The sequence below is a fragment of the Flavobacterium yafengii genome (assembly GCF_030010375.1).
In the GTDB taxonomy this organism is placed as follows: Bacteria; Bacteroidota; Bacteroidia; order Flavobacteriales; family Flavobacteriaceae; genus Flavobacterium; species Flavobacterium yafengii.
Map to the genome: position 1 here is coordinate 358,948 of NZ_JASCRY010000003.1, position 21,436 is coordinate 380,383.

At 37.1% G+C, this 21,436-nt stretch carries 10 protein-coding genes and 2 pseudogenes; 8 read left to right on the forward strand and 4 right to left on the reverse strand.

Annotated elements, in window-relative coordinates:
• Positions 1-290 precede the first annotated feature (290 nt).
• Together QLS97_RS11840 and QLS97_RS11845 are read right to left on the reverse strand one after the other, a co-directional pair.
• Positions 291-5,372, reverse strand: coding sequence for a tail fiber domain-containing protein (locus QLS97_RS11840; protein WP_282716911.1), 5,082 nt, complete (start codon positions 5,370-5,372; stop codon positions 291-293).
• A 760-nt stretch (positions 5,373-6,132) separates the two neighbouring features.
• A complete protein-coding gene (locus tag QLS97_RS11845; RefSeq protein WP_282716912.1) occupies positions 6,133-10,563 on the reverse strand; it encodes a beta strand repeat-containing protein in 4,431 nt (1,476 codons plus the stop codon).
• Positions 10,564-12,285: 1,722 nt separating this feature from the next.
• Between QLS97_RS11845 and QLS97_RS11850 the strand changes: the two genes are divergently transcribed.
• From QLS97_RS11850 to QLS97_RS11885, 8 genes and pseudogenes are all read left to right on the forward strand, one after another.
• Positions 12,286-12,636 (forward strand): hypothetical protein, encoded by a 351-nt coding sequence (locus QLS97_RS11850; protein ID WP_282716913.1) that lies wholly within the window; start codon positions 12,286-12,288, stop codon positions 12,634-12,636.
• A 714-nt stretch (positions 12,637-13,350) separates the two neighbouring features.
• A complete protein-coding gene (locus QLS97_RS11855; protein WP_282716914.1) occupies positions 13,351-14,172 on the forward strand; it encodes a YncE family protein in 822 nt (273 codons plus the stop codon).
• A gap of 790 nt (positions 14,173-14,962) precedes the next feature.
• Positions 14,963-15,571 carry a hypothetical protein gene (locus tag QLS97_RS11860; RefSeq protein ID WP_282716915.1) on the forward strand — a complete coding sequence of 203 codons (609 nt, stop codon included), beginning with the start codon at positions 14,963-14,965 and terminating at the stop codon, positions 15,569-15,571.
• Positions 15,572-16,065: 494 nt separating this feature from the next.
• Complete coding sequence (locus QLS97_RS11865) at positions 16,066-18,342, forward strand: PAS domain-containing sensor histidine kinase (RefSeq protein ID WP_282716916.1); 2,277 nt, start codon at positions 16,066-16,068, stop codon at positions 18,340-18,342.
• Positions 18,335-18,727, forward strand: a complete 393-nt coding sequence (locus tag QLS97_RS11870; RefSeq protein ID WP_282716918.1) for a response regulator — start codon at positions 18,335-18,337, stop codon at positions 18,725-18,727. The genes QLS97_RS11865 and QLS97_RS11870 overlap by 8 nt, the downstream gene beginning before the upstream one ends.
• A 156-nt stretch (positions 18,728-18,883) precedes the next feature.
• Positions 18,884-19,090 carry a hypothetical protein gene (locus QLS97_RS11875; protein WP_282716919.1) on the forward strand — a complete coding sequence of 69 codons (207 nt, stop codon included), beginning with the start codon at positions 18,884-18,886 and terminating at the stop codon, positions 19,088-19,090.
• A gap of 15 nt (positions 19,091-19,105) precedes the next feature.
• Positions 19,106-19,654: pseudogene (locus QLS97_RS11880) on the forward strand (serine hydrolase domain-containing protein); the annotation flags it as partial.
• Between the two features lie 73 nt (positions 19,655-19,727).
• Positions 19,728-20,384 (forward strand): tetratricopeptide repeat protein, encoded by a 657-nt coding sequence (locus QLS97_RS11885; RefSeq protein WP_282716920.1) that lies wholly within the window; start codon positions 19,728-19,730, stop codon positions 20,382-20,384.
• Positions 20,385-20,722: 338 nt separating this feature from the next.
• Here the strand turns inward: QLS97_RS11885 and QLS97_RS16930 are convergent, their stop codons facing one another.
• Entirely contained in the window at positions 20,723-20,890 is a 168-nt protein-coding gene (locus QLS97_RS16930; RefSeq protein WP_428831790.1) for a transposase domain-containing protein, read from the reverse strand.
• A pseudogene (locus QLS97_RS11890) lies at positions 20,812-21,429 on the reverse strand (IS66 family transposase). The gene QLS97_RS16930 and the pseudogene QLS97_RS11890 overlap by 79 nt, the downstream one beginning before the upstream one ends.
• Positions 21,430-21,436 lie beyond the last annotated feature (7 nt).

Consider the following 21,436-nt stretch of genomic DNA (forward strand, 5'->3'; position numbering starts at 1 on the left):
ATAGGGGAATTAACTGTTGATGGGTCCACCGTGGGAAGATGTGGAATACCACCAATTACCTTAAAAGAACTTTGTGCCGAAACAGCACTGGTTCCGGTAAGCAATAAGAAAAAAACAAACTTAAAAATAGTAAATAATGTCTTCAAAATAACGTGTGTCTTTTTTGTTGAGAAACCTGCGTCTCTTCCTTTTGATACTCTCCAGTCAATTGTGCCGGTTATTCGATTAACCCCGTCGTTCGAACCCCAGACTACCGGTCTTCGCTCAATTAATTGGAACAATAGTTTATATTAATCCTTCTTTTTTAAGATGCTGTTGATTTGCTCCTGCTGATGATCCATACGGGTTTTTAATGCATCAATTTCTTTCTGTTGCTCTTTTACCGCCTGTATTAGAACACCTGCGAGTTGGGTATAATCCACTTTTAAGAAACCATCCTTATCTTGCGTCACCATTTCAGGAAAAACACTTTGCAGTTCTTGCGCTATAACACCTATTTTTTGCCCTGTCGCATACTTATGCTGGTCCTTATACTCAAAGCTTACGCCTCTAATCTGCTCTATTTTTTGTAGCACGTTAAGCAAAGTTTCGATATGGGTTTTTAACCTGTTGTCTGATGGGGTGTAGAAGTTTCCATTCACGGTTACATCCTGTCCGAAACTCGTATTACCAGCTGTATCAAAAGTTAATCCCTTACCGTTTTGACCGTCATTGTTAATGAAATTAAACGCAAGCTTAATATTCTGTGTAGCTGTGTGGTTCCCCATATTATCCTTACCCGCTGCTGTGGCATTTGTCATACTAGCATCCACGTATCTTTTTGTTGCCGCTTGATGGTCGAAAGTTGGATCGGCAAGATTTACGATGTTGTGGTTTATTGTTCCATTGCCTAACGAAATGTCTGTCGTTGCCATTCCAAAAGCGCTCAACGCAATGGTACTTGTCGCAACATCACTTGCTTTCCCTGTACCATCCCCCAAAAAAATGTTTCCCGAAGATAGGCCGATATTACTTGCACCAATAACTCTATTATCCACATAGTTTCTGGTAGTTGCATCCTGGGCGTTTTCCGGTTCGGCAAGGTTTCGAATTCTGTAGCTATTGATTCCACTGCCTACGTAAATATCAGCCGTTGCCACTCCAAAACCACTCAGCGGTATGGTATTTTTAGCTGTTGAAACGGCTGTACCCGCAGCATTCCCTATATACAATTGCCCATCAGCCAATTTATTATCCATAGGTACCCATTCCGTACCATTAAAGACATATAAATGATTATCCGTCGTATTGTAATACATGTCGCCCGTAACCGGAGCGGCAGGAGCTGTTGCGCTAACCGGGGGTTTTGAAGATTTTGAATCAACATAGCTTTTTGTGGCCGCATCCTGATTCGCAGATGGATCGGCAAGACCTCTTAATTTGAACCCGCCAATAAAAATATCTTCCGTTGGTACTCCAAAACCACTAAGTAGAATGTTATTTTTAGGGACGGAGGAAGCTTTCCCTGTAGCATCCCCAACAAAAAGATTCCCATCAGCAAGGCTAATGCTGGCTATAGTGACAACCTTGCTATCAACATAATTTTTTGTCGCCGCATCCGCAGCGATTGTTGGCTCGGCCAGGTTTACGATTTTTTTGGCTCCTAAATCAATGTCTGCTGTCGCTGCAGCAAAACCGCTCAGCGAAATGGTGCTTTTAGAAACATCAGCTGCTTTCCCTGTGCCATCCCCCACAAAAAGATTGCCGCTGGTCAGGCTAATATCAGCCGGAAAAATAACCTTGGTATCCACATAGTTTTTTGTTACAGCATCCGTGGATACTACTGGGTCGGCAAGATTTACGATTTTTTTGATTCCTAAATCAATGTCCGCTGTCGCTGCGGCAAAACCGCTCAGCGCAATAGTGCTTTTAGAAACATCGGATGCTTTCCCTGTGCCATCCCCCACAAAAAGGTTACCGCTGGTCAGGCTAATATTAGTCGGCGCGATAATCTTGTTATCCACATAGTTCTTTGTCGCAGCATCCTGATTTACAGCTGGCTCAGCAAGGTTTACTATTTTTTTTGTTCCTAGATCAATATCAGCTGTCGCTGCAGCGAAACCGCTCAGCGCAATGGTGCTTTTAGAAACATCGGATGCTTTTCCTGTCACATCTCCCACAAAAAAGTTGCCGCTGGTCAAGCTAATATTAGTCGGAGCGACAACCCTGTTATCGACATAATTTTTTGTCGCAGCATCCGCAGCGATTGTTGGCTCGGCCAGGTTTACGATTTTTTTGGCTCCTAAATCAATGTCTGCCGTCGCTGCAGCAAAACCGCTCAGCGAAATGGTGCTTTTAGAAACATCAGCTGCTTTCCCTGTGCCATCCCCCACAAAAAGATTGCCGCTGGTCAGGCTAATATCAGCCGGAAAAATAACCTTGGTATCCACATAGTTTTTTGTTACAGCATCCGTGGATACTACTGGGTCGGCAAGATTTACGATTTTTTTGATTCCTAAATCAATGTCCGCTGTCGCTGCGGCAAAACCGCTCAGCGTAATGGTGCTTTTAGAAACATCGGATGCTTTCCCTGTGCCATCCCCCACAAAAAGGTTACCGCTGGTCAGGCTAATATTAGTCGGCGCGATAATCTTGTTATCCACATAGTTCTTTGTCGCAGCATCCTGATTTACAGCTGGCTCAGCAAGGTTTACTATTTTTTTTGTTCCTAGATCAATATCAGCTGTCGCTGCAGCAAAACCGCTCAGCGCAATGGTGCTTTTAGAAACATCGGATGCTTTTCCTGTCACATCTCCCACAAAAAAGTTGCCGCTGGTCAAGCTAATATTAGTCGGAGCGACAACCCTGTTATCGACATAATTTTTTGTCGCAGCATCCGCAGCGATTGTTGGCTCAGCAAGGTTTACTATTTTTTTGGTTCCTAAATCAATGTCCGCCGTCGCTGCAGCAAAACCGCTCAGCGAAATGGTGCTTTTAGAAACATCGGATGCTTTCCCTGTGCCATCCCCCACAAAAAGATTGCCGCTGGTCAGGCTAATATTAGTCGGAGTGATAACCCTGGTATCCACATAGTTTTTTGTCGCAGCATCCGTGGATACTACTGGGTCGGCAAGATTTGCGATTTTTTTGGTTCCTAAATCAATATCTGCTGTCGCCGCTGCAAAACCGCTCAGTGCAATAGTGCTTTTCGAAACATCGGATGCTTTCCCTGTGCCATCCCCCACAAAAAGGTTGCCGCTGGTCAGGCTAATATCAGCCGGAGCGATATCCTTGGTATCTACATAGTTTTTTGTCGCAGCATCCGTAGCGATGGTTGGCTCAGCAAGGTTTACGATTTTTTTGGTCCCTAAATCAATGTCCGCCGTCGCCGCTGCAAAACCGCTCAGCGAAATGGTGCTTTTCGAAACATCGGATGCTTTTCCTGTCACATCCCCCACAAAAAGGTTTCCGCTGGTCAGGCTAATATTAGTCGGCGCGATAATCTTGTTATCCACATAGCTCTTTGTCGCAGCATCCTGATTTACAGCTGGCTCGGCAAGGTTTACTATTTTTTTGGTCCCTAAATCAATATCCGCTGTCGCTGGAGCAAAACCACTCAGTGCAATAGTACTTTTCGAAACATCGGATGCTTTCCCTGTGAAATCCCCCACAAAAAGATTGCCGCTGGTTAGACTAATATTAGTCGGAACGATAACCTTGTTGTCCACATAGTTTTTTGTCGCAGCATCCGCAGCGGATGCTGGTTCGGCAAGATTGTTCATTTTGAAACCACCAATGGAAATATCCGCTATTGCGGCACCTAAATCACTTAATGGAATGGCACTCTTTGGCACCGAAGTGGCCTTATTTGATAAGTCCCCTACAAGCACATAATCCGCTGCCAAGTCCAAATAAGCTGGCGTTGCCGTTCTGGTATCGACATAATATTTTGTCACCGCATCCTGATCGAATATTGGTTCAGCTAAAAAGCTGATTCTGAATTGTGTTCCAATATCACCCATAGAAATATCATCGGTAGCTGTGCCAAAACCACTGATGGGAATAAGGTTCTTTGGACTGGCAGCCGCTTTTCCCGTTGCATTTCCTACAAACAGGTTGCCATTAGGTAAAGAAAGCATCGAGACAGGCGTAATAAAAAGATCATCCACGTATTTTTTTGTCGCAGCATCCGTGGATACTACTGGGTCGGCAAGATTTGCGATTTTTTTGGTTCCTAAATCAATATCTGCTGTCGCCGCTGCAAAACCGCTCAGTGCAATAGTGCTTTTAGAAACATCGGATGCTTTCCCTGTGCCATCCCCCACAAAAAGGTTGCCGCTGGTCAGGCTAATATCAGCCGGAGCGATATCCTTGGTATCTACATAGTTTTTTGTCGCAGCATCCGTAGCGATGGTTGGCTCAGCAAGGTTTACGATTTTTTTGTTCCCTAAATCAATGTCCGCCGTCGCCGCTGCAAAACCGCTCAGCGAAATGGTGTTTTTTGCGACGGCTGATGCATTATTTATGGAACTTCCAATGAGAAGGTTTCCTGTGGGAAGGCTAATATTAGCTGGATTAAACGTTTTGGTGTCCACATAAAATTTTGTAGCTGCGTCCTGCGCCAAAGTTGGATCCAGCAGGTTGACAATTTTATAGTTTGTTATTCCGTTGCCTAAAGAAATATTCGCGATTGCATTGGCAAAACCACTGATTGGAACAAGGCTTTTTGAAACGGCTGCTGCTCTATTGGAAGCATTTCCCACAAACAAGCTATTATTGGGTAATGCAAGTAGAGTAGGACTTGTAAATAATCCATCAACGTAGCTTTTGTTCGTTGCATCAGTTCCGCTAGATGGATTGGCAAGATTAATAATTTTATGGTTAATCATCCCGTCACCCAAAGAGACATTATTGGCAGGATTGGCGAAACCATCGAGCGTGATACCTGTCTTGTCTAGTTTTGCTTCGGTAACGGCGCTATTTTTAATCGTCAGGTTTCCGTTGCTGCTCATCGTTGCATCACCGAATAGGAGAACAGGAACCGCCACATTGGAGGAATTCCCCACAAAAATTCTCCCGCTCGGGAGGGAGTTATCCATCGGCATCCAAACAGTTCCGTTATATACATATAGACGGTGGTCTGAAGTGTTATAAAATAATGCTCCTTCTTTTACACTTATTGTAATTGGGTCCGGATTGACCGTCCCTGATGGTGTCGATCCATTGGTAGATACTTCTACCCAATTACTGTTAGCGTCAAAAACGTACAATATGTTGAGATCCGTATTAAAAAAAAGGTCTCCAGGCTTACCCCCTGTTGGCATATCAGCCTCCGTGCCTCCAGCAGTGGTAGAGCCGCTAATATTGGCCCATTGTGAATCTGCATTCCTCATGTACAGTGCCTTCTCGCCGGTCGCATAAAAAATGTCTCCCATTTTGTAAGTCGTCGGTAACGAAGAGAGGGTTACCGGGGATACCCACGAGGTGCCATCAAAAACATAATACTGACTATCCCAAAATGATTTAATTACGTCGCCCACTGCTCCGGGAGGCGCACTGGAAACGGGAGAGCTATAATCATCTGGAATAGCAGTTATTGTTACCCATCCCGACCCCGTCAATTTATACATTTTGGAATCGCTGGTATTTAAAATTACCTCTCCAACAACATTAGATCCAACAGGCACGGAAGTGCCAGAACTGTACTTTGGTAATTTTGCATCGATTGAGAGGGTTGCCGTATTTAAAGCGGCGATAAATGCACCTTGCGGAGTATTAGTCGTAATTAACGGGAATCCGCTATCGCTGGGGCTATAAATAATACCCAGCCCTAATTGCGGTGCGAGAGCATCAAAGGCCTTTGAAGTGGTGCTAATCTCAGACCCATCAACAGTCAACGACATTATTTCGAAAGTATTCCCATTTGCATCTATAATTCGATCCCCAACAGATACACCGCCAGCGTCGAATGAGCCTGAAAGATCAATAAAATCTCCTTTTATCAAATAATTCGTGCCCCCTGGAGCAGTGACCGAGTTGATGTTTAATTGTCCATTAAATTGCTTTAAAGTTTGCGCATGAACCGATAAGGTAAAAAACAATAAAATAAAACCTATAATATAAATTTTGAATAATTTCATATTTTTTCTGTCATTAAGGTCTTAATACTATATAAAAACCATTTCCACCGCTATGAGAGCCTAGACTTGCTGTCTGCAGTGTAATGCTTCCGGCCCCATAATTAATTACCGTCCAGCTGAAATTAGTAGTGGCCGGACTTTGTATTGAGTTTACAATGGGAGTAATTACGTTGTTATCGGCAATCAGAGCCAATGGCAAAACAACATCGGTCGCGTTGTTGTTCCAGCGACCCGCAGAATCAGTAATTGTTATGTCCATTTTGTTGTCAGCCGGGTTACCCAATGCAGCCTTAGAGGTAGAAAATTTGAAATAGTCCAGGTCTACTCCCACAGGGACGGTTATCACCAAGCTCGCACCAGTCAAAACAGCCGTGACACCCACACCCGTTGCCCGGACAAAGTAATTAGCATTGCCATTCGGGTGATAGGCAACAGGTGATGACCCTCCGGAGGGGGCAACCCACGCTGCTGCGGTTCCACCCGCGTTTACCGTCAAAACTTTGTTGGCATCGGAAGCACCTGTTATAGCCGCCATCTTATCCAATTTAGTTTTATCTCCAGGTAGCATTAAACTGGCATCGCTAGTTGATCCTGCGGCAATTGTTACATCCGTTCCAGTGTCTGAGTATAACAATCCCTGCGTTGAAGAACTGGTATAGCTTAAATTAGCTCCCCCTCCGCCGCCAGTTGCACTCAATGTACTGCCCACAAAAGACAATCCGCCACCTAGGGTAATTTCGCCAACAGTAGTTCCTGCTTGCCCGGAACCCAACAATTTGCCTGCGGTCATAGTTTGCATCTTGGCATAAGTGACCGCGCCTGGAGCAATAGTGGCCGTACCTGTGGCATTTGCACTGCCGTTAAAGGCAGATGAGGTGTATACAACATCGCCTGAAGTACTTATAGTTCTACCGGTTTGAAGGGTTGTTGCCGTTCCCGCATTGCCGATGATATTTGTTTGGTCGCCGGTGTTACTTCCGGATACACCATTTAATTTTATCTTATCGGAAGGCAACATCAAACTGGCATCGACAGTTGATCCTGCAGGAATTGTGGCATCCGTTCCAGTGTCAGACAATACCACTCCTTGTGTTGCGGAATTTGTATAGATTAAATTGGCTCCTCCAACGCCTGACGCACTCAATGTACTGCCCGCAAAAGACAATCCGCCACCTAGGGTAATTTCGCCAACAGTAGTTCCTGCTTGCCCCGAGCCCAATAATTTGCCAGCGGTCATAGTTTGCATCTTGGTATAAGTGACTGCGCCTGGAGCAATAGTGGCCGCACCTGTGGCATTTGCACTGCCGTTAAAGGCTGATGAGGTGTATACAACATCGCCAGAGGTACTTATAGTTCTACCGGTTTGAAGGGTTGTTGCCGTTCCCGCATTGCCTGTAATTGTAATTTGGTCACCGGTATTGCTTCCGGTTATAGCATTTAATTTTATCTTATCGGAAGGCAACATCAAACTGGCATCGATAGTTGATCCTGCGGGAATTGTGGCATCCGTTCCAGTGTCAGACAATACCACTCCTTGTGTTGGGGAATTTGTATAGATTAAATTGGCTCCTCCAACGCCTGACGCACTCAATGTACTGCCCGCAAAAGACAATCCGCCACCCAGGGTAATTTCACTAACAGTAGTTCCTGCTTGCCCCGAGCCCAACAATTTGCCGGCGGTCATAGCTTGGATCTTATTATACGTCACTTTCGCAGGACCAATCGTGGTGACGTTGCCAACAGAGGTAACATCCCCTGTAAATGTCTGGTCCCCGGAATTGGTTCCGGTTAATCCCAAATCCGTTTTGAGGGTGCTCAACGATTGTACTTCTGGAACTCCAATGGCGGCAGTTTTCCGATAAAAAACGGTACCTGTGGCTACATCGTTCATTTTGGCGAGGGTGACCGCTTTATTTGCAATCGTAGTTACATTTCCAGAAGAGGTTACCTCTCCTGTAAATACCTGGTCTCCAGTATTGGTTCCTGTTAAATTGGCTCCTGACACATTTCCTGTAGCAACTATCGACGTGGGCGTTATAGCTCCTAAGGTCAGCGTTATAGCCGGTGTCGTTGTAGCATTAGCAACTGAACCGCTGATACCATTAGTAGTTACCACCGATACAGTACTTACCGCTCCACCTGCTGAACCATTAGTTGCAGCTGTAATTCTTCCCTTTGCATCAACTGTAATATTCGCAGCATTATAATCGCCTGCAATAACTGCTGTATTGCTTAATGAAATTGAAGGGCCAGCAGTAACACCATCTCCTGAATTTACAACGACATCAGTTGATCCCGTAATGGTTCGCGTAGTGGCTGTTCCATTTCCCGTTCGCACTATAATTCCATTGGTTCCAAGTCCCGCTACTGCTGTAAGATCTGCATCGGAATTTTGTTTGGTTCCCACATTTGTGTCAACATAAGTTTTGGTTGCTTTTACACTCGGATATTTACTATCAAGAGTCCCGTCACCTGCTACATCAGTGCTTCTATTTACTATGTCTTCTTTTTTATTCAATTCCGTTTGAGTTGCTGCACTCACTGGCTTCGCATTGTCACTAGTGTTGTTTACATCCCCTAGAAGTATATCCGTTTTTGTCAGTGAGACACTTCCGCTGTATCCATTTACGCTCTGCACACCACTTCCTGGGGTAAGTATTTCTTTCCAATTGACAAGAATTGACCCCGGAGTAGCAGCTAATACATAACTTCTGCTTTGATCGGTCCTGATTACCGTACTACCCACCGAAGGGTTTATTAAAGCAAGCATGGCCGCTTCGCTGTTTAAAACATCTACTGATGAGAATGAAATCGCTGGAATCTGGCTGGAAGGTATTTTACCGATTGCATCCAGCGTAGCAACCCCATTAGCGACAGCCTTTTCCGTTATATCTATTTTACTGTTTAGTTCCGTTTTAGTTGCATTACTAACCGGTTTATTGGCATCGCTGCTGTTACTCACCTGATCCAAACTTAAATCTGATTTAACCTGCGCTGGCGTTCTTTCCCTTAAGGTGCTTGCATCAAGGGCGCTAATAAAATTACCTGGAGTATAGGATGTAATTCCTGTCCCTCCTTTAGTAACCGGTAAATTAGTAATTATTGGTTCTTTTAACGATAGTCCAGGAACCGTTGGAGCACTGGCTGTACCTGCCAAATCTCCAGCTAGCTGAATTTTACCCGTAGCTATTGCTGTTGCATCACTAACAGCTATACCAGCAATGGCTGTATTCACTCGACCATCAACATATGTTTTGGTCGCCTTTTCAGTGGGATAACTGTTATCTGAATTCGCGGTGAAGGTACCATCCGTACTTTTATTTGCTTTGTCTTCTTTTAAATTCAATGCCGTTTGAGTATCAGTACTTACCTGCTTTTCGGCATCACTGGTGTTACTTACCTGATCTAAACCTAATGCTGCTTTTACCTGCGTTGGTGTTCTTTGATATAGCGTAGTTGCATCAAGGGCGCTAATAAAATTACCTGGAGTGTAGGATGTAATTCCCGTACCCCCTTTAGTAACCGGTAAATTAGTAATGATAGGTTCTTTTAGCAATAAGCCAGGAACAGTTGGAGCATCAGCCGTACCGCCAAGATCATTGGCGAGCCTCACTATCCCTTTTGTTACGGTTGTAGCATCAGAAACTCCGCTAGTTGAGCCGTCTCTTGCAGCAGTGATTCTTCCGTTTGCATCCACTGTAATATTTGCCGCAGTATAACTACCTGGGGTGACGGCTGTATTTGACAAACCCAACAATCCGGATGTTGTTCCATTACCCGTAAGCGAACCGTCATGCAACACTTTTCCACCACCAATCAATGCCGAAAAATCCACTTGACTATTTCTTGGTCCAGATATAGAAAGTATGGGACCTGTCAGACTTAGCGATTGGTTAAGGTCACTCAGACTTACTGAATTTCCATCTTTAACTGATAAATTATACGAAGAATCGAAACTAAGAACAGGTGCGACACCACTACCCGCCCCCCCTTTTGGCCCTACCAACGCTATTCCATCTGAAGGCCAACCTCCTGACGTTTTTGGACCATACAGAACCACACTACCGGTATTTATATAGAAATCTCCATCTGAGCCAATAGCTGACGAAGGATTAGTATTCCCGTTTAAAATGGTATTAGCATTTACCCCGTTACCAACAGTTAACTCCGAACTGTTTACCAATCTTTGCCACTGTCCATTATTATTATAATAAAAGCCAGGAGAATTATTAGTTTGGTAAATCAACAAACCATTGGCCGGACTATTGATAGCACTGCGTTGCACAAATGACAACCTTGGGATTAGCACCCCTTTTGAAGTAGACAACACTTCAAGCTGTGCACTTGTGTCCGGAACATTCGTACCGATTCCTACCTGAGCCTTTGCATTAAATGCAAATAGCAACCCAATAAACATTATATAATATTTAGCCGTATCGTTCATTATAGTTGTCTATTTTAAATCTAAAGAATAAGAAAGCGAAAATAAATTGGCTCACTCAAAAGCCCAAAAGCCTTTCTTTGAGAACAAAGCACCCGTTAACCACAGCACTCACAAAGCTTGCTTTTGACGCATAACCACTTAAAAAACACAAACACGTAGGATTAATGCTGTTTATATATAGCTCTGGATGATTATTATTTTACAGGAATTTAACTATAAAATAATAATCGTGAGACTACCAAAATCCGACGCTCTTCTTTCGCATTTAAATACATACTACAAAAGTACCGTGCTTTTAAATCAGTCGCACTAGACAAATGTCCAAAAACAAATCGTTGTTGTTTGATAAAAGTCAGCTCATCAAATTTTAATTACTAATTATTAACCGACTCACAAACTGCAATTTTTAAAAAAATAAGCAACAACAGATTAACTCAGTTTTCAGACATGCAAAATCGGGCATACATAAATATCTAGAGCTCTCAGAAATAAAAAAAAAAAAAAAATATTCATAGATGCGCCTTATTTTTCCAAAAAAAAAGAATTGAAACTTAAGTAAAACTGAAAATATCTCGAAACAAAAAAAGTTGGACAAGGTTGTTGTATTTATACAATAACCTACTTATTAGAAAAGACATTTTCTCAATCGAAAATATCTTCTCATTTTAAATACTTTATTGACTGTTCCTAAAAAAAGCTTATTGTTTTTTTTAACATCAAACATTCCTACTCGGCGTCCATTAGTTTTTTTTTCAGCTCATATCTATTTTCCTGTCTAGAGTCCGTTTTACATTTCCTTTATCACAAAAACTTCCCACACCAAATACCTCGAGTATTTTACGTCTTTAATAGAGCGGTGAAACCATCAGATCCAAATCTCCAGCAAGTTCCAAGATGCTTGCTCTCTCATTTCTTAATTGAACAGCTTTTTCCTTCACATATCTATTTCATATTTTAAAATATAGACTTCATCTTAACTTTTACCTCCAGCCAAATTAACTTGCCCAGCACCAATATTTTGCGCGATTGAAAGATGAATCACTACTTAAGGAAAAATTGCAAATGCTTATTTAAATCTTTTAAAAAAAGGACACAAAAAAAACACACAATTCACTTATTAACTTGAGTGCATAAAAATTTAAAAAAAACATCGCATTTTTGCACAAATGTTAAAAAAACGAGAGGTTAAAAAATAAACATTCTGCTAGTAGACGAAAAATCTATTATTAGCCCGATAGCACCAAAAAAAATGATTTTATGTAATTAATTTGTATAATTTGATCTGTTATTAGGTTATCTTAAATGTCATTGAAAATTAGTAAACCTTGCTAATATTAATAATTTGATTTTTTGGATCAAAATAATTGGTCTAAATATATTTTTTTGAATTTTAGTAACTTATTTTGTTGCTTTAGGCGGCTTTTATTTTTTATTTTTAGATTAGTAAGAGAGATTTCATATAATTCCTGCAGCCTAATCAGCAATGGTAAGCCATAAGTATACTAATTTTAAAAGACAGACCTTCATTTTTTATCAGTTAAGCAATTTTAATTTGAAGAAAAAAGATCTTTGAAATGAACAAAACAGGAATAATTATAAATATTGAAATAAAATCAATTTTAGCTCATAAAAATTTCAACTTAAAAAATCAGAACAACTAGCTAAGGTTAAGTTATAAAAAAATTAAGATCTATTAGATCTATTAAATGAAATTAGAAAATAATGACTAGAAAGAAAGGGTTAGTGTATGATAATCAAAAATATTTTTCGAGGCTTTTAAAATATGAATTTCAAGAAGATCTTTCTTTTGATACTTATTGTGATTTTAAGTATTTTGATGTAGCATTAAATGATTATTCTATTATCATTTTTGTAATATATTCAGAAGAGGAATTATTTGATTTTATGAAAGTATATAAAAAAGGAATTCCATTAATAATGTGCACGTTTAGCAAAGAAAGATTTATGAAATTACAAAAAATTGACGACCTAATACTATTGGACACATCAAAAATACGAGCGGAAATCGTTACAGATTTAAAGTATTATTTTAATCTCGTAAATGCTCTTTGATAAAAAATCTGAACGGAGATTGACAAAATCCTGATCTCTCTTACTGTTGCTAATCAAAATTAAAAACGATGTTTCTAAATATCATTACATTAATTGATAATACCTACATTTTAGGAGACTGATCTAAAAAAAATTGGAACAATATAGAGTGTTAATAATAATCCTGTAAAGAATCAATACATCTTTAATACTACCGAAAGAAAATTAGAAAAACACGAAAATAAATTTAATGATATTACATTGCTAATTGCAGATAATAATTAACTAAACACATAAAAACTATAAGATTAAAGCATTTCTGGATTAGTTTTAGAAAAATGTCAAGGTAGAGTTTCCGGATGCTTAAACAACTAAAAATAAGAAGAAGATGTATCTGAAAAATTAATATCACGATTTATTGCCAGCAGGAAGGGGTGTTTGCTTGGTTGCTTGTTTATTTACTTATTTCTCCTGCTGCAATATTTCAAATATCGTTTTTCTTAAAAATGATTTCAAGCAGACAAAAAGCCTCTAAAAATGAGGGATAATGAAATTGCATAGTTGATTTTTTTTTAATTACTGACCTGCAATTTTAATTACATATTTAAACATCATAAGACTATAAAAAACTTCTAATTCCTAGCCTCCAAAACAAATCATGACCATTTTAAAAACAAATGTATATCTAAATATATGAAAAACCTAGTGAAGTTAAATTTGATATGTAGTATATTTATGACATTTAATGCAAATGCACAAAGCTCAAAAATTATCGCAGGTTTCAACAATATTGAAAGTGTTGCAACTGATGGTCACTTTATTTATCTAGCTGATATAGGTAAAATATTATATCCTAGTACTAAAGATAATGATGGTAAAATAATTAGACTCGATCGTAAAGGCGAAATAATAGACTCTACTTTTATAAAAGAAAAGCTAAATGCCCCTAAAGGCCTTACTGTTACTGAAAAAATCTTGTTTCTTACTGACATTGATCGTCTTATTGCAATTGATTTAAAAACAGGAAACAAATTATACGAAATTAACTTTAGTAAAGACACCTCGTATTTGAGAGACATATCGATACAGGACAAAAATACTTTATATATCTCTGCAAGTGATACAAATAAAATTTTTAAGGTCAATTTAATTGACAAAACCTATTCGAAAATTAAAACTGATAAATTAATTTTAGGTATCAATGGATTGTCTTACCATAAAAAATCAAATAGAATTTATGTAAATTCCTTTGGAAACAATACTGATGCGAATGGGAGTATTGGATACATAAACCTAATAGACAACACATTCACAAAATTAGCTATAGTGGCCGGAAATTACAATGGGATTTATATTAACAATAACATACTGTATACGAGCAATTGGTTTCCATTTCAAAAAAAAGGGGCTTTACTTTCTTTTCAACTTTCTAACCTCAGAACGAATACTATTAAAGCCCCAAAATCTTTAACTGGCCCTTCTGATTTCTTTATACTGGATGATCAGATAATTGTTTCTGATTTAATAAATAGGAAACTTCACTTTATTCCATTATAAAAATGCTTAAAAAAGACATTTCTACTACACTTTATAATAGACGTTAAAGTACTGTCATTAGCGTACATAAATAATCATATACCTCTTTATTTATTAACTTGGGTGTACAATAAACAATATAAATTAACGCAAGTTTGCATCGTATTAAAAACCTATGAAAAGCATCTTATGAAATCAGTCTAAAACAATTTATATAAACATACAGCACAATATAAAAAAGGGGCCTCATATTTATACCAAAACCTATTGTTCCAAACATATTTTGTTCTGCATTAATTTAAAACTCCATGGACCACCCTAAAATCACAACTAAATTAAAATATCATATAAATAATTTTTACTATTCATATACGACTTAATACATAGAATCATGTCAAATTGTAGCAATTGCGGATTTAATATACATCCAGATAGGGAATGTATGCGAGAAATTTATAAAGAACCAGCAAACCAATTAAATTCTATAAAAAGAATTTTATTCAAAAAGAAGAAAGATTATAAAAAGCAATTAGTGTGTCGTATTTGCGCGAGAAAGATTGACCTTACCAATATGAAACACGAAATTATTTTAACACTTGTACTTTTAATTTTTGCAATGGTAACAACTTTTACAATACTATTTTAAAATTAATTTCCAGTAAAGCGTTCATCAAACCTACTCGATCAAATGGGCTACTCTTTAAAAATAGTTAAAAGATATACAAAGAACAATAGTCAAAACCATCAATAATTGAGCGCACTACAAGTACTTTTTATTCCATTTTATGCATAAAGTTTACACCAAAAAAAAATGAATCAACTTAAAACAATTTTAACATTGTTGCTAACGCTGCCAATCTTTTCAAGTTATAGTCAACAACAAAAGGATACCTACATTTCATTTTCTTCAGGTATTGACATCAGAAATGAAATTACAGGCAGTCCCCCTACTAAAGATGAGCCATCATTAAATTATCAATTCCAATTTGGAATGGTAGGTAACAATGTCGAAATAAACATTGGTTATGAAGTGTTTCCAAAACTTGATTTTGACAAATATACGGTAGGCATAGGGTATCATTTCCATCTTTATGGCAATGCTTTAAAACTACCTATACACACCATATTTATACCAAGCATTGAACCAACATTGATTGGTAGACATGGCACTTGGGGAGGAGGAATATCGTATAATCAAGCATCATCACACCTATCTTTAGGATTGAACCTTGCTTTCAGATGGCAAATAAATGATAGCACTGCTTTTGAATATTCATTTAACGCTTTACCAAGAACAGATTTAAGTTCAATGTATGGTGAAATAGCAACAAGAGACCGTGCTTCAATCGCGGGAATTGGAATTGTTGGTAGTAATTTTCTTAAATTAACTTATATGGTACCAATAGGTCAAAATTTTTAAAACATACTAAAAATACAAACTAGAAACGCTTAGCGGGATTGAGGCAACCCTATATGATTTTATGGGAAAAATAATAAAAGGAGAAACTTAATTTTTTAGTAAATTTTGCTCCATACATAACCTCAATAGTACTTAGCATGCCCTTCAGGACCAAAAATCGCATGCTAAATCATATTCTCTAATTTTTAGACTTTTGTCTATTAAACTTTATTTGATACTACTGATATTAGCATTATAAAAATAAAACTCTTATATCACTTTTAGATTCATCTAGAGCTTTAACTGTAAAATATTCTTCAGAATAATTAGAAAATGTCTCGGATTGGAAAACTATTGAAACTGTAGCTGCTAACAATTAGGAAAAACATAGGCAAAAACCTCTTTTTAGTAGAGGAAAAAAATTTGATGTCGATATAGCATCTTGTTGCCTGAGGGAGTATTAAAGTAATTTCAGGTACGAGTTGAATTGATGAAAAATATAATATTAAGTTATCATGCAAGCAACTTTTCATACAGTAACGGAGTATTATAATGCTAAAAAATTAATCTTAAACGAATCCCTAAAGGGTATTACACAAGCGATGAGAGACTATATAATTAGGACAGATGTAGAAGGACTATTTACCTATTTCAATGATAATTTTTTAGAAGATTTTGGTTTATTATTTGACACTAAATATATTCTTGGCAATAATTCCCTGTCCCCTTTAAAAAAGTACCACCAAAATAAGATAATTTCCGCAGTAAAAAAATGTTTGAATCATCCAAACAGAATATTTCAGGCCGAGATAAGAACTAGCTATATTAGAGCTACACATTGGGATTTCATTTATGTAACGAATACTATTGGAGAATTAGGAGAAATTCAAGGTGTGGGATTTGACATATCAGGCCAGATGAAAGCTGAACAATCTTTAATGGAAAGCGATTCCAGATTCAAGCTTGCATGTAAAGCAACTTCAGACGCCATTTGGGATTGGGATCCAAAAACTAACCGGTTATTTTGGGGGGAAGGCTTCAATACTTTATTTGGACATGATTCAGGATATTCTTGTGGAAGAAACAAATGGGAATCTCATCTTCACCCTCAGGACGCTTTAAATACAATCAATAGCGTTAATGCAGTAATTGAAGGAACAGACAAATATTGGCACGCGAAATACCGCTTTAAGAAAGGTAATGGAAATTATGCCTTTGTAATAGATCGCGGCGTAATTATTAGAGATGAGAAAAATGCAATCATTCGCATAGTTGGTGCCTTGCAAGATATTACGGAGAAAAAAAAAACAGAACAACTATTGGAGAAAGCAACATTTTTATCCAGAATCGGGAATTTCGAAGTTGATTTTGTCAATAATGAAATCTACTGGTCAGATATGGCTAAGGAGATACATGAAGTAGCGACGGACTTTATTCCCGATTTTAATAATGTCTATTCTTTTTATATAACTGGCTCTAGCCTTGACATGATGAAGAAGTCATTCCTAGATAGTAAAAAAAAAAACATGCCTTTTGATACTGAAGTACAAATAATCACAGCTAAACAAACTAAGCGTTGGGTACGAGTAGTAGTAGTCCCAGAATTTTCACAAGGAAAATGCCTTCGAATAATTGGAAGCTTTCAGGATATAAATAATATTATTAAGATCGAATCTGAAGTTTTAAAAGCAAATGAAGAGAAAGAATTTATTCTTGAAAGTATTGGGGATGCTTTTTTTGCTATGGATTATAACGGGATGATAACCTATTGGAACAAGCAGTCCGAAAAATTGCTAAACATTTCAAAACAAAAAACATTAGGAAAAAACATATGGCAAATATTTCCAAAAGTTCTGCACAGCTCTTTTTTTAGTTATTATACGAAATGTGTTGAAGAAAAAAAAAATCAACATTTTGAAGTTTATATCGAATTGATGGATAAATGGCTTGAGGTTTCAGCGCATCCGTCTTCCAAAGGGCTATCAGTATATTTTAAAGATATTTCATTACGAAAAGAAACTGATTCTCGTTTACTAAAATTAAATAAAGATCTACAAGAATATACGAAGGAGCTGGTTACTGCAAACAAAAATCTTGAGCAGTTTTCCTTCATTCTCTCTCATAATCTGCGTGCTCCAGTGGCAAACATTCTTGGCTTAGCCAACCTAATGGAAGGGAAAGAATATCTTCCAGAAGTAAAGGAAATTTTTATGCAGGAGATTTCTAATAATGCCAATCGGCTAGATAACATCATTATTGATTTAAACAATGTCTTACAGGTAAAATCAAATATTTCACTCCAGAGAGAGTTTGTTATATTAGAAAATCTTATTGGTTCTATTAAACTACAAATAAAAAATTCGCTTCAAAAAGAACAGGTTCAGATCATTACCAGATTCGAAGATATGCCTGAATTAGAAACTGTTAAATCCTATTTACATAGCATTTTTTTCAATCTGATAACAAATAGTATTAAGTACCGCAAACATGATTTTTCGCCTATAATTGAAATCTATTCTAAAAAAAGTAAAGGAGGCATTAAAATTATCTATAAAGATAATGGATTGGGTATAGACCTATCTAAAAAAGGCAAAAACATCTTTGGACTTTACCAACGATTTCATCTCCATATTGAAGGGAAAGGGATGGGCTTATTCATGGTTAAAACGCTGGTAGAATTATTAGGTGGAAAAATTAGTGTTTTAAGTGAGATAGATAAAGGAACCCAGTTTACATTAGAATTTAAAAATAAAAACTCAAATTCAATTACTCAGGATGAAAAAGATGAATAATTTTGTAATAGTTGATGATGATAGTACAAGTGTTCTGATTTGTAAATTTATCATTCAAAAGTTTAACCCACAGGCTAAAGTATCAACGTTTACAGAACCCGAAATAGCTCTTGACAAAATTGGAAAAGGCTTTGGAGATTTCACTGAAGATATACAGGCTATTCTTTTTTTGGACATAAATATGCCGAGTATGACAGGTTGGGAATTTTTGGAAGTATTCAATAATTTTAATCATAAAATAAAGGAAAAGTTTATTATTTATGTACTATCCTCTTCCGTAGAAGACTTTGAAAAAAAAGCAAAAAAATATCCTTTTGTAAGCGGGTTTCTTTCTAAACCATTAAGGCTAAATTATTTGGAAGAGATCAATATACTTAAACCGTAATTTTTGATTAGCCATTGTTCTATTTAACGCAAAGGGATATTCTGATTATATCAGACAGCATGGCAGCATATTAAATTTAATGGAGCGTTAACCTTAGTTTAGCGGAATCGAGAAAAAAATTTAAAAAAAAACACTAACTATTCAAAACAAAAAAATATGAAAAAATTAATTTTAATTATCATTCTGTTTATCTCTCTTAACAGTTTTTCACAAGATGTAAATGATAAAATTAAGTTGTTTGAAAACAATTTAAATCATTGGGATAAATCAAAAAGTAAAAAATGGTCTTTAAAAGAAAGAATGGCTTATTATCAAGTTAATGCGGTGAGCATTGCTGTAATAAAGGATTACAAGGTAGAATAGGTAAAAGCTTATGGATATGCAGATGTTTCTGAAAAGAAATTAGCAACTACTCAAACACTTTTTCAAGCGGCCTCGATAAGTAAGTCTATTAATAGTCTTGCTGTTTTAAAACTAGCTGAAGAAGGAAAATTAAGTTTGGATGCTGATATAAATGATTATTTAAAAGAATGGAAATTCCCATACGATTCAATTTCAAAAGGGAAGAAAATTTCACTGGCAAAATTACTAAGTCATGAGGCTGGTCTTTCAACTTCTTGTTTTGCAGGGTATGAAAGGGGAAAGGATATACCAACAACAATAGCAATTCTTGATGGATTAAAACCAGCCAGTTAACAGGCTGTGCGTTCTATATTTGAACCGGATTTGAAATTTCAATATTCGGGTGGTGGAATTACTATTTCTCAATTAATTCTTCAAAACAGAACAGGCGAAAAATATGAAGATTATATGCTGAAGAATATTTTAACCCCACTGGAAATGAACAACAGTTCCTATAATCAACCTCCGCTACAGAAAGAGAAAATATACTTGCCACAGGATATAACGCGTATAGCAAAGAAGTAAAAGGAAAGTTTCACATTTATCCTGAAAAGCAGCTGCTGGATTATGGACCAATCCAACAGATTTGGCGAAATACATGATTGATACTCAATTGTCCTTATTAGGAAAATCGAATAAAATATTATCTAACGAAATGTCTCTTAGTAGACTCGATAATAAACTGGGGGGTTTTACTATGAATTTTGAAGGTGTGAAATATTTTACTCATAGTGCCGGTAATGAAGGGTTTAGATGCAATTACATTGGCAGCTTTGAAAATGGAAATGGAATTGTAATCATGGCTAATGATGGTTCAGGAAGAATAATAGAGGACATAACGCGTAGTATTGCAAGTATGAATAATTGGAAAAACTTTCCATTTGAATTAAGAAAAGAATCCATTTCTTTAGCCATTAGAAAAGAATCGTTGAAAGACATTAAACAAGGAATAGAATATTATAAAAAACTTAAAAAGAATAACTACAACGAGTATAATTTTTCTGATGAAAGCGAATTAAATTCATTAGGGCATGATTTTTTAGGAAATGATAAAATAGAATCAGCATTTGAAATTTTTAATCTTAATGTAAATGAATTTCCAAACTCAGGCAATGTTTATGATAGTCGTGGTGAATCCTATTTTTATAAAAAGGATTATTTACTATCAAAAAAAGATTATTTAAAAGCGTTAGAATTAGATCCTACAAATCAAAATGCAAAAGAAATGCTTTTAAAAATTGAAAAACTGATGTAAAAATAAAACTGAACTAAGGCGATTTTTCACAATGGCTGTTAACATCCAGATTTAAGATTGCTCAAAATCAACAATCTTTATAGAATAAAAATACATTAAAAAACACTGTACTTACTGTTTTCCGTAATAGTTTTAATTAGATAATTGCTAATCTAGCAATCACGAATATCTGATTTTAATTACAACAGTTAAATGGTATTAAACGAAAAATTTCCTATTTAATCATTCATGATTTGTTATGTTATTGTAAATGACTGTTATTTAATTAAGTGAGGCGATGTCTTTTTAGATGTTTTTGGAGAAATAATTGCACGCATCAAGCCTATGATTCAGGAGAATTATTTAATTTGCTTGGTATAAAAACATACATATGGGTATTGAGGAAGAAGATAATGCAGTTTTGATGATTTGGTATCGTTAATATTATTTAAAACATGATGCAACCATTGGGATGGATTGATATTGTTTTTCTTGCAAGTGGTAAAAAACGAATAGTACCTCGCAATGTTTTTTGCTGCTTCGTGCGAACCTGCAAAAAGATAGTTTTTTTTTCTAGGGCCAACGGACGAATGGCATTTTCAACAAGATTATAGTCAATTTGAAGATTTCCGCCTTTTAGATAAGCCATCAGGCTGTCCCAGCGTTTCAGGCAGTAATCATACGCCTTGCCTAACAGGCTTTTGGGTAATTAAAATTTTGACTATGCTGCGATATAATTACCTATTTCGTTCAGGACAGGATGAGATTCTTCCAGCCTCAAAGTCTGTCTTTCTTGAATTGAAAAGTTTTGAGAAGTCGCTTTTCGTTCAATTTTATACAGCTTCTGGATCTGTAACATTATGTGAGATACATTGGCTTTGTTATAATCCAATGCTTTTTCAAAATAGCGACGAGCATGTGCCCAACATGCTATTTGCGTGACGTTTTCTTTGAGTGCAAATTGTGGATATACGCCATAGCTATCGGTTTGAAGATATCCTTCAAATTTGTTTAGCATTTCCAAAGATCCTTCGCTGCCGTGTCTTTTTCGGTAACCAAAATACATACTTTAG

Excerpts from the sequence above, each read along its gene's own strand:
- QLS97_RS11840 (WP_282716911.1), bottom strand. The coding sequence starts at position 5,372 with ATGAGGAATGCAGATTCACAATGGGCCAATATTAGCGGCTCTACCACT.
- QLS97_RS11845 (WP_282716912.1), bottom strand. The coding sequence starts at position 10,563 with ATGAACGATACGGCTAAATATTATATAATGTTTATTGGGTTGCTATTT.
- QLS97_RS11850 (WP_282716913.1), top strand. The coding sequence starts at position 12,286 with ATGACTAGAAAGAAAGGGTTAGTGTATGATAATCAAAAATATTTTTCG.
- QLS97_RS11855 (WP_282716914.1), top strand. The coding sequence starts at position 13,351 with ATGACATTTAATGCAAATGCACAAAGCTCAAAAATTATCGCAGGTTTC.
- QLS97_RS11860 (WP_282716915.1), top strand. The coding sequence starts at position 14,963 with ATGAATCAACTTAAAACAATTTTAACATTGTTGCTAACGCTGCCAATC.
- QLS97_RS11865 (WP_282716916.1), top strand. The coding sequence starts at position 16,066 with ATGCAAGCAACTTTTCATACAGTAACGGAGTATTATAATGCTAAAAAA.
- QLS97_RS11870 (WP_282716918.1), top strand. The coding sequence starts at position 18,335 with ATGAATAATTTTGTAATAGTTGATGATGATAGTACAAGTGTTCTGATT.
- QLS97_RS11875 (WP_282716919.1), top strand. The coding sequence starts at position 18,884 with ATGAAAAAATTAATTTTAATTATCATTCTGTTTATCTCTCTTAACAGT.
- QLS97_RS11885 (WP_282716920.1), top strand. The coding sequence starts at position 19,728 with ATGATTGATACTCAATTGTCCTTATTAGGAAAATCGAATAAAATATTA.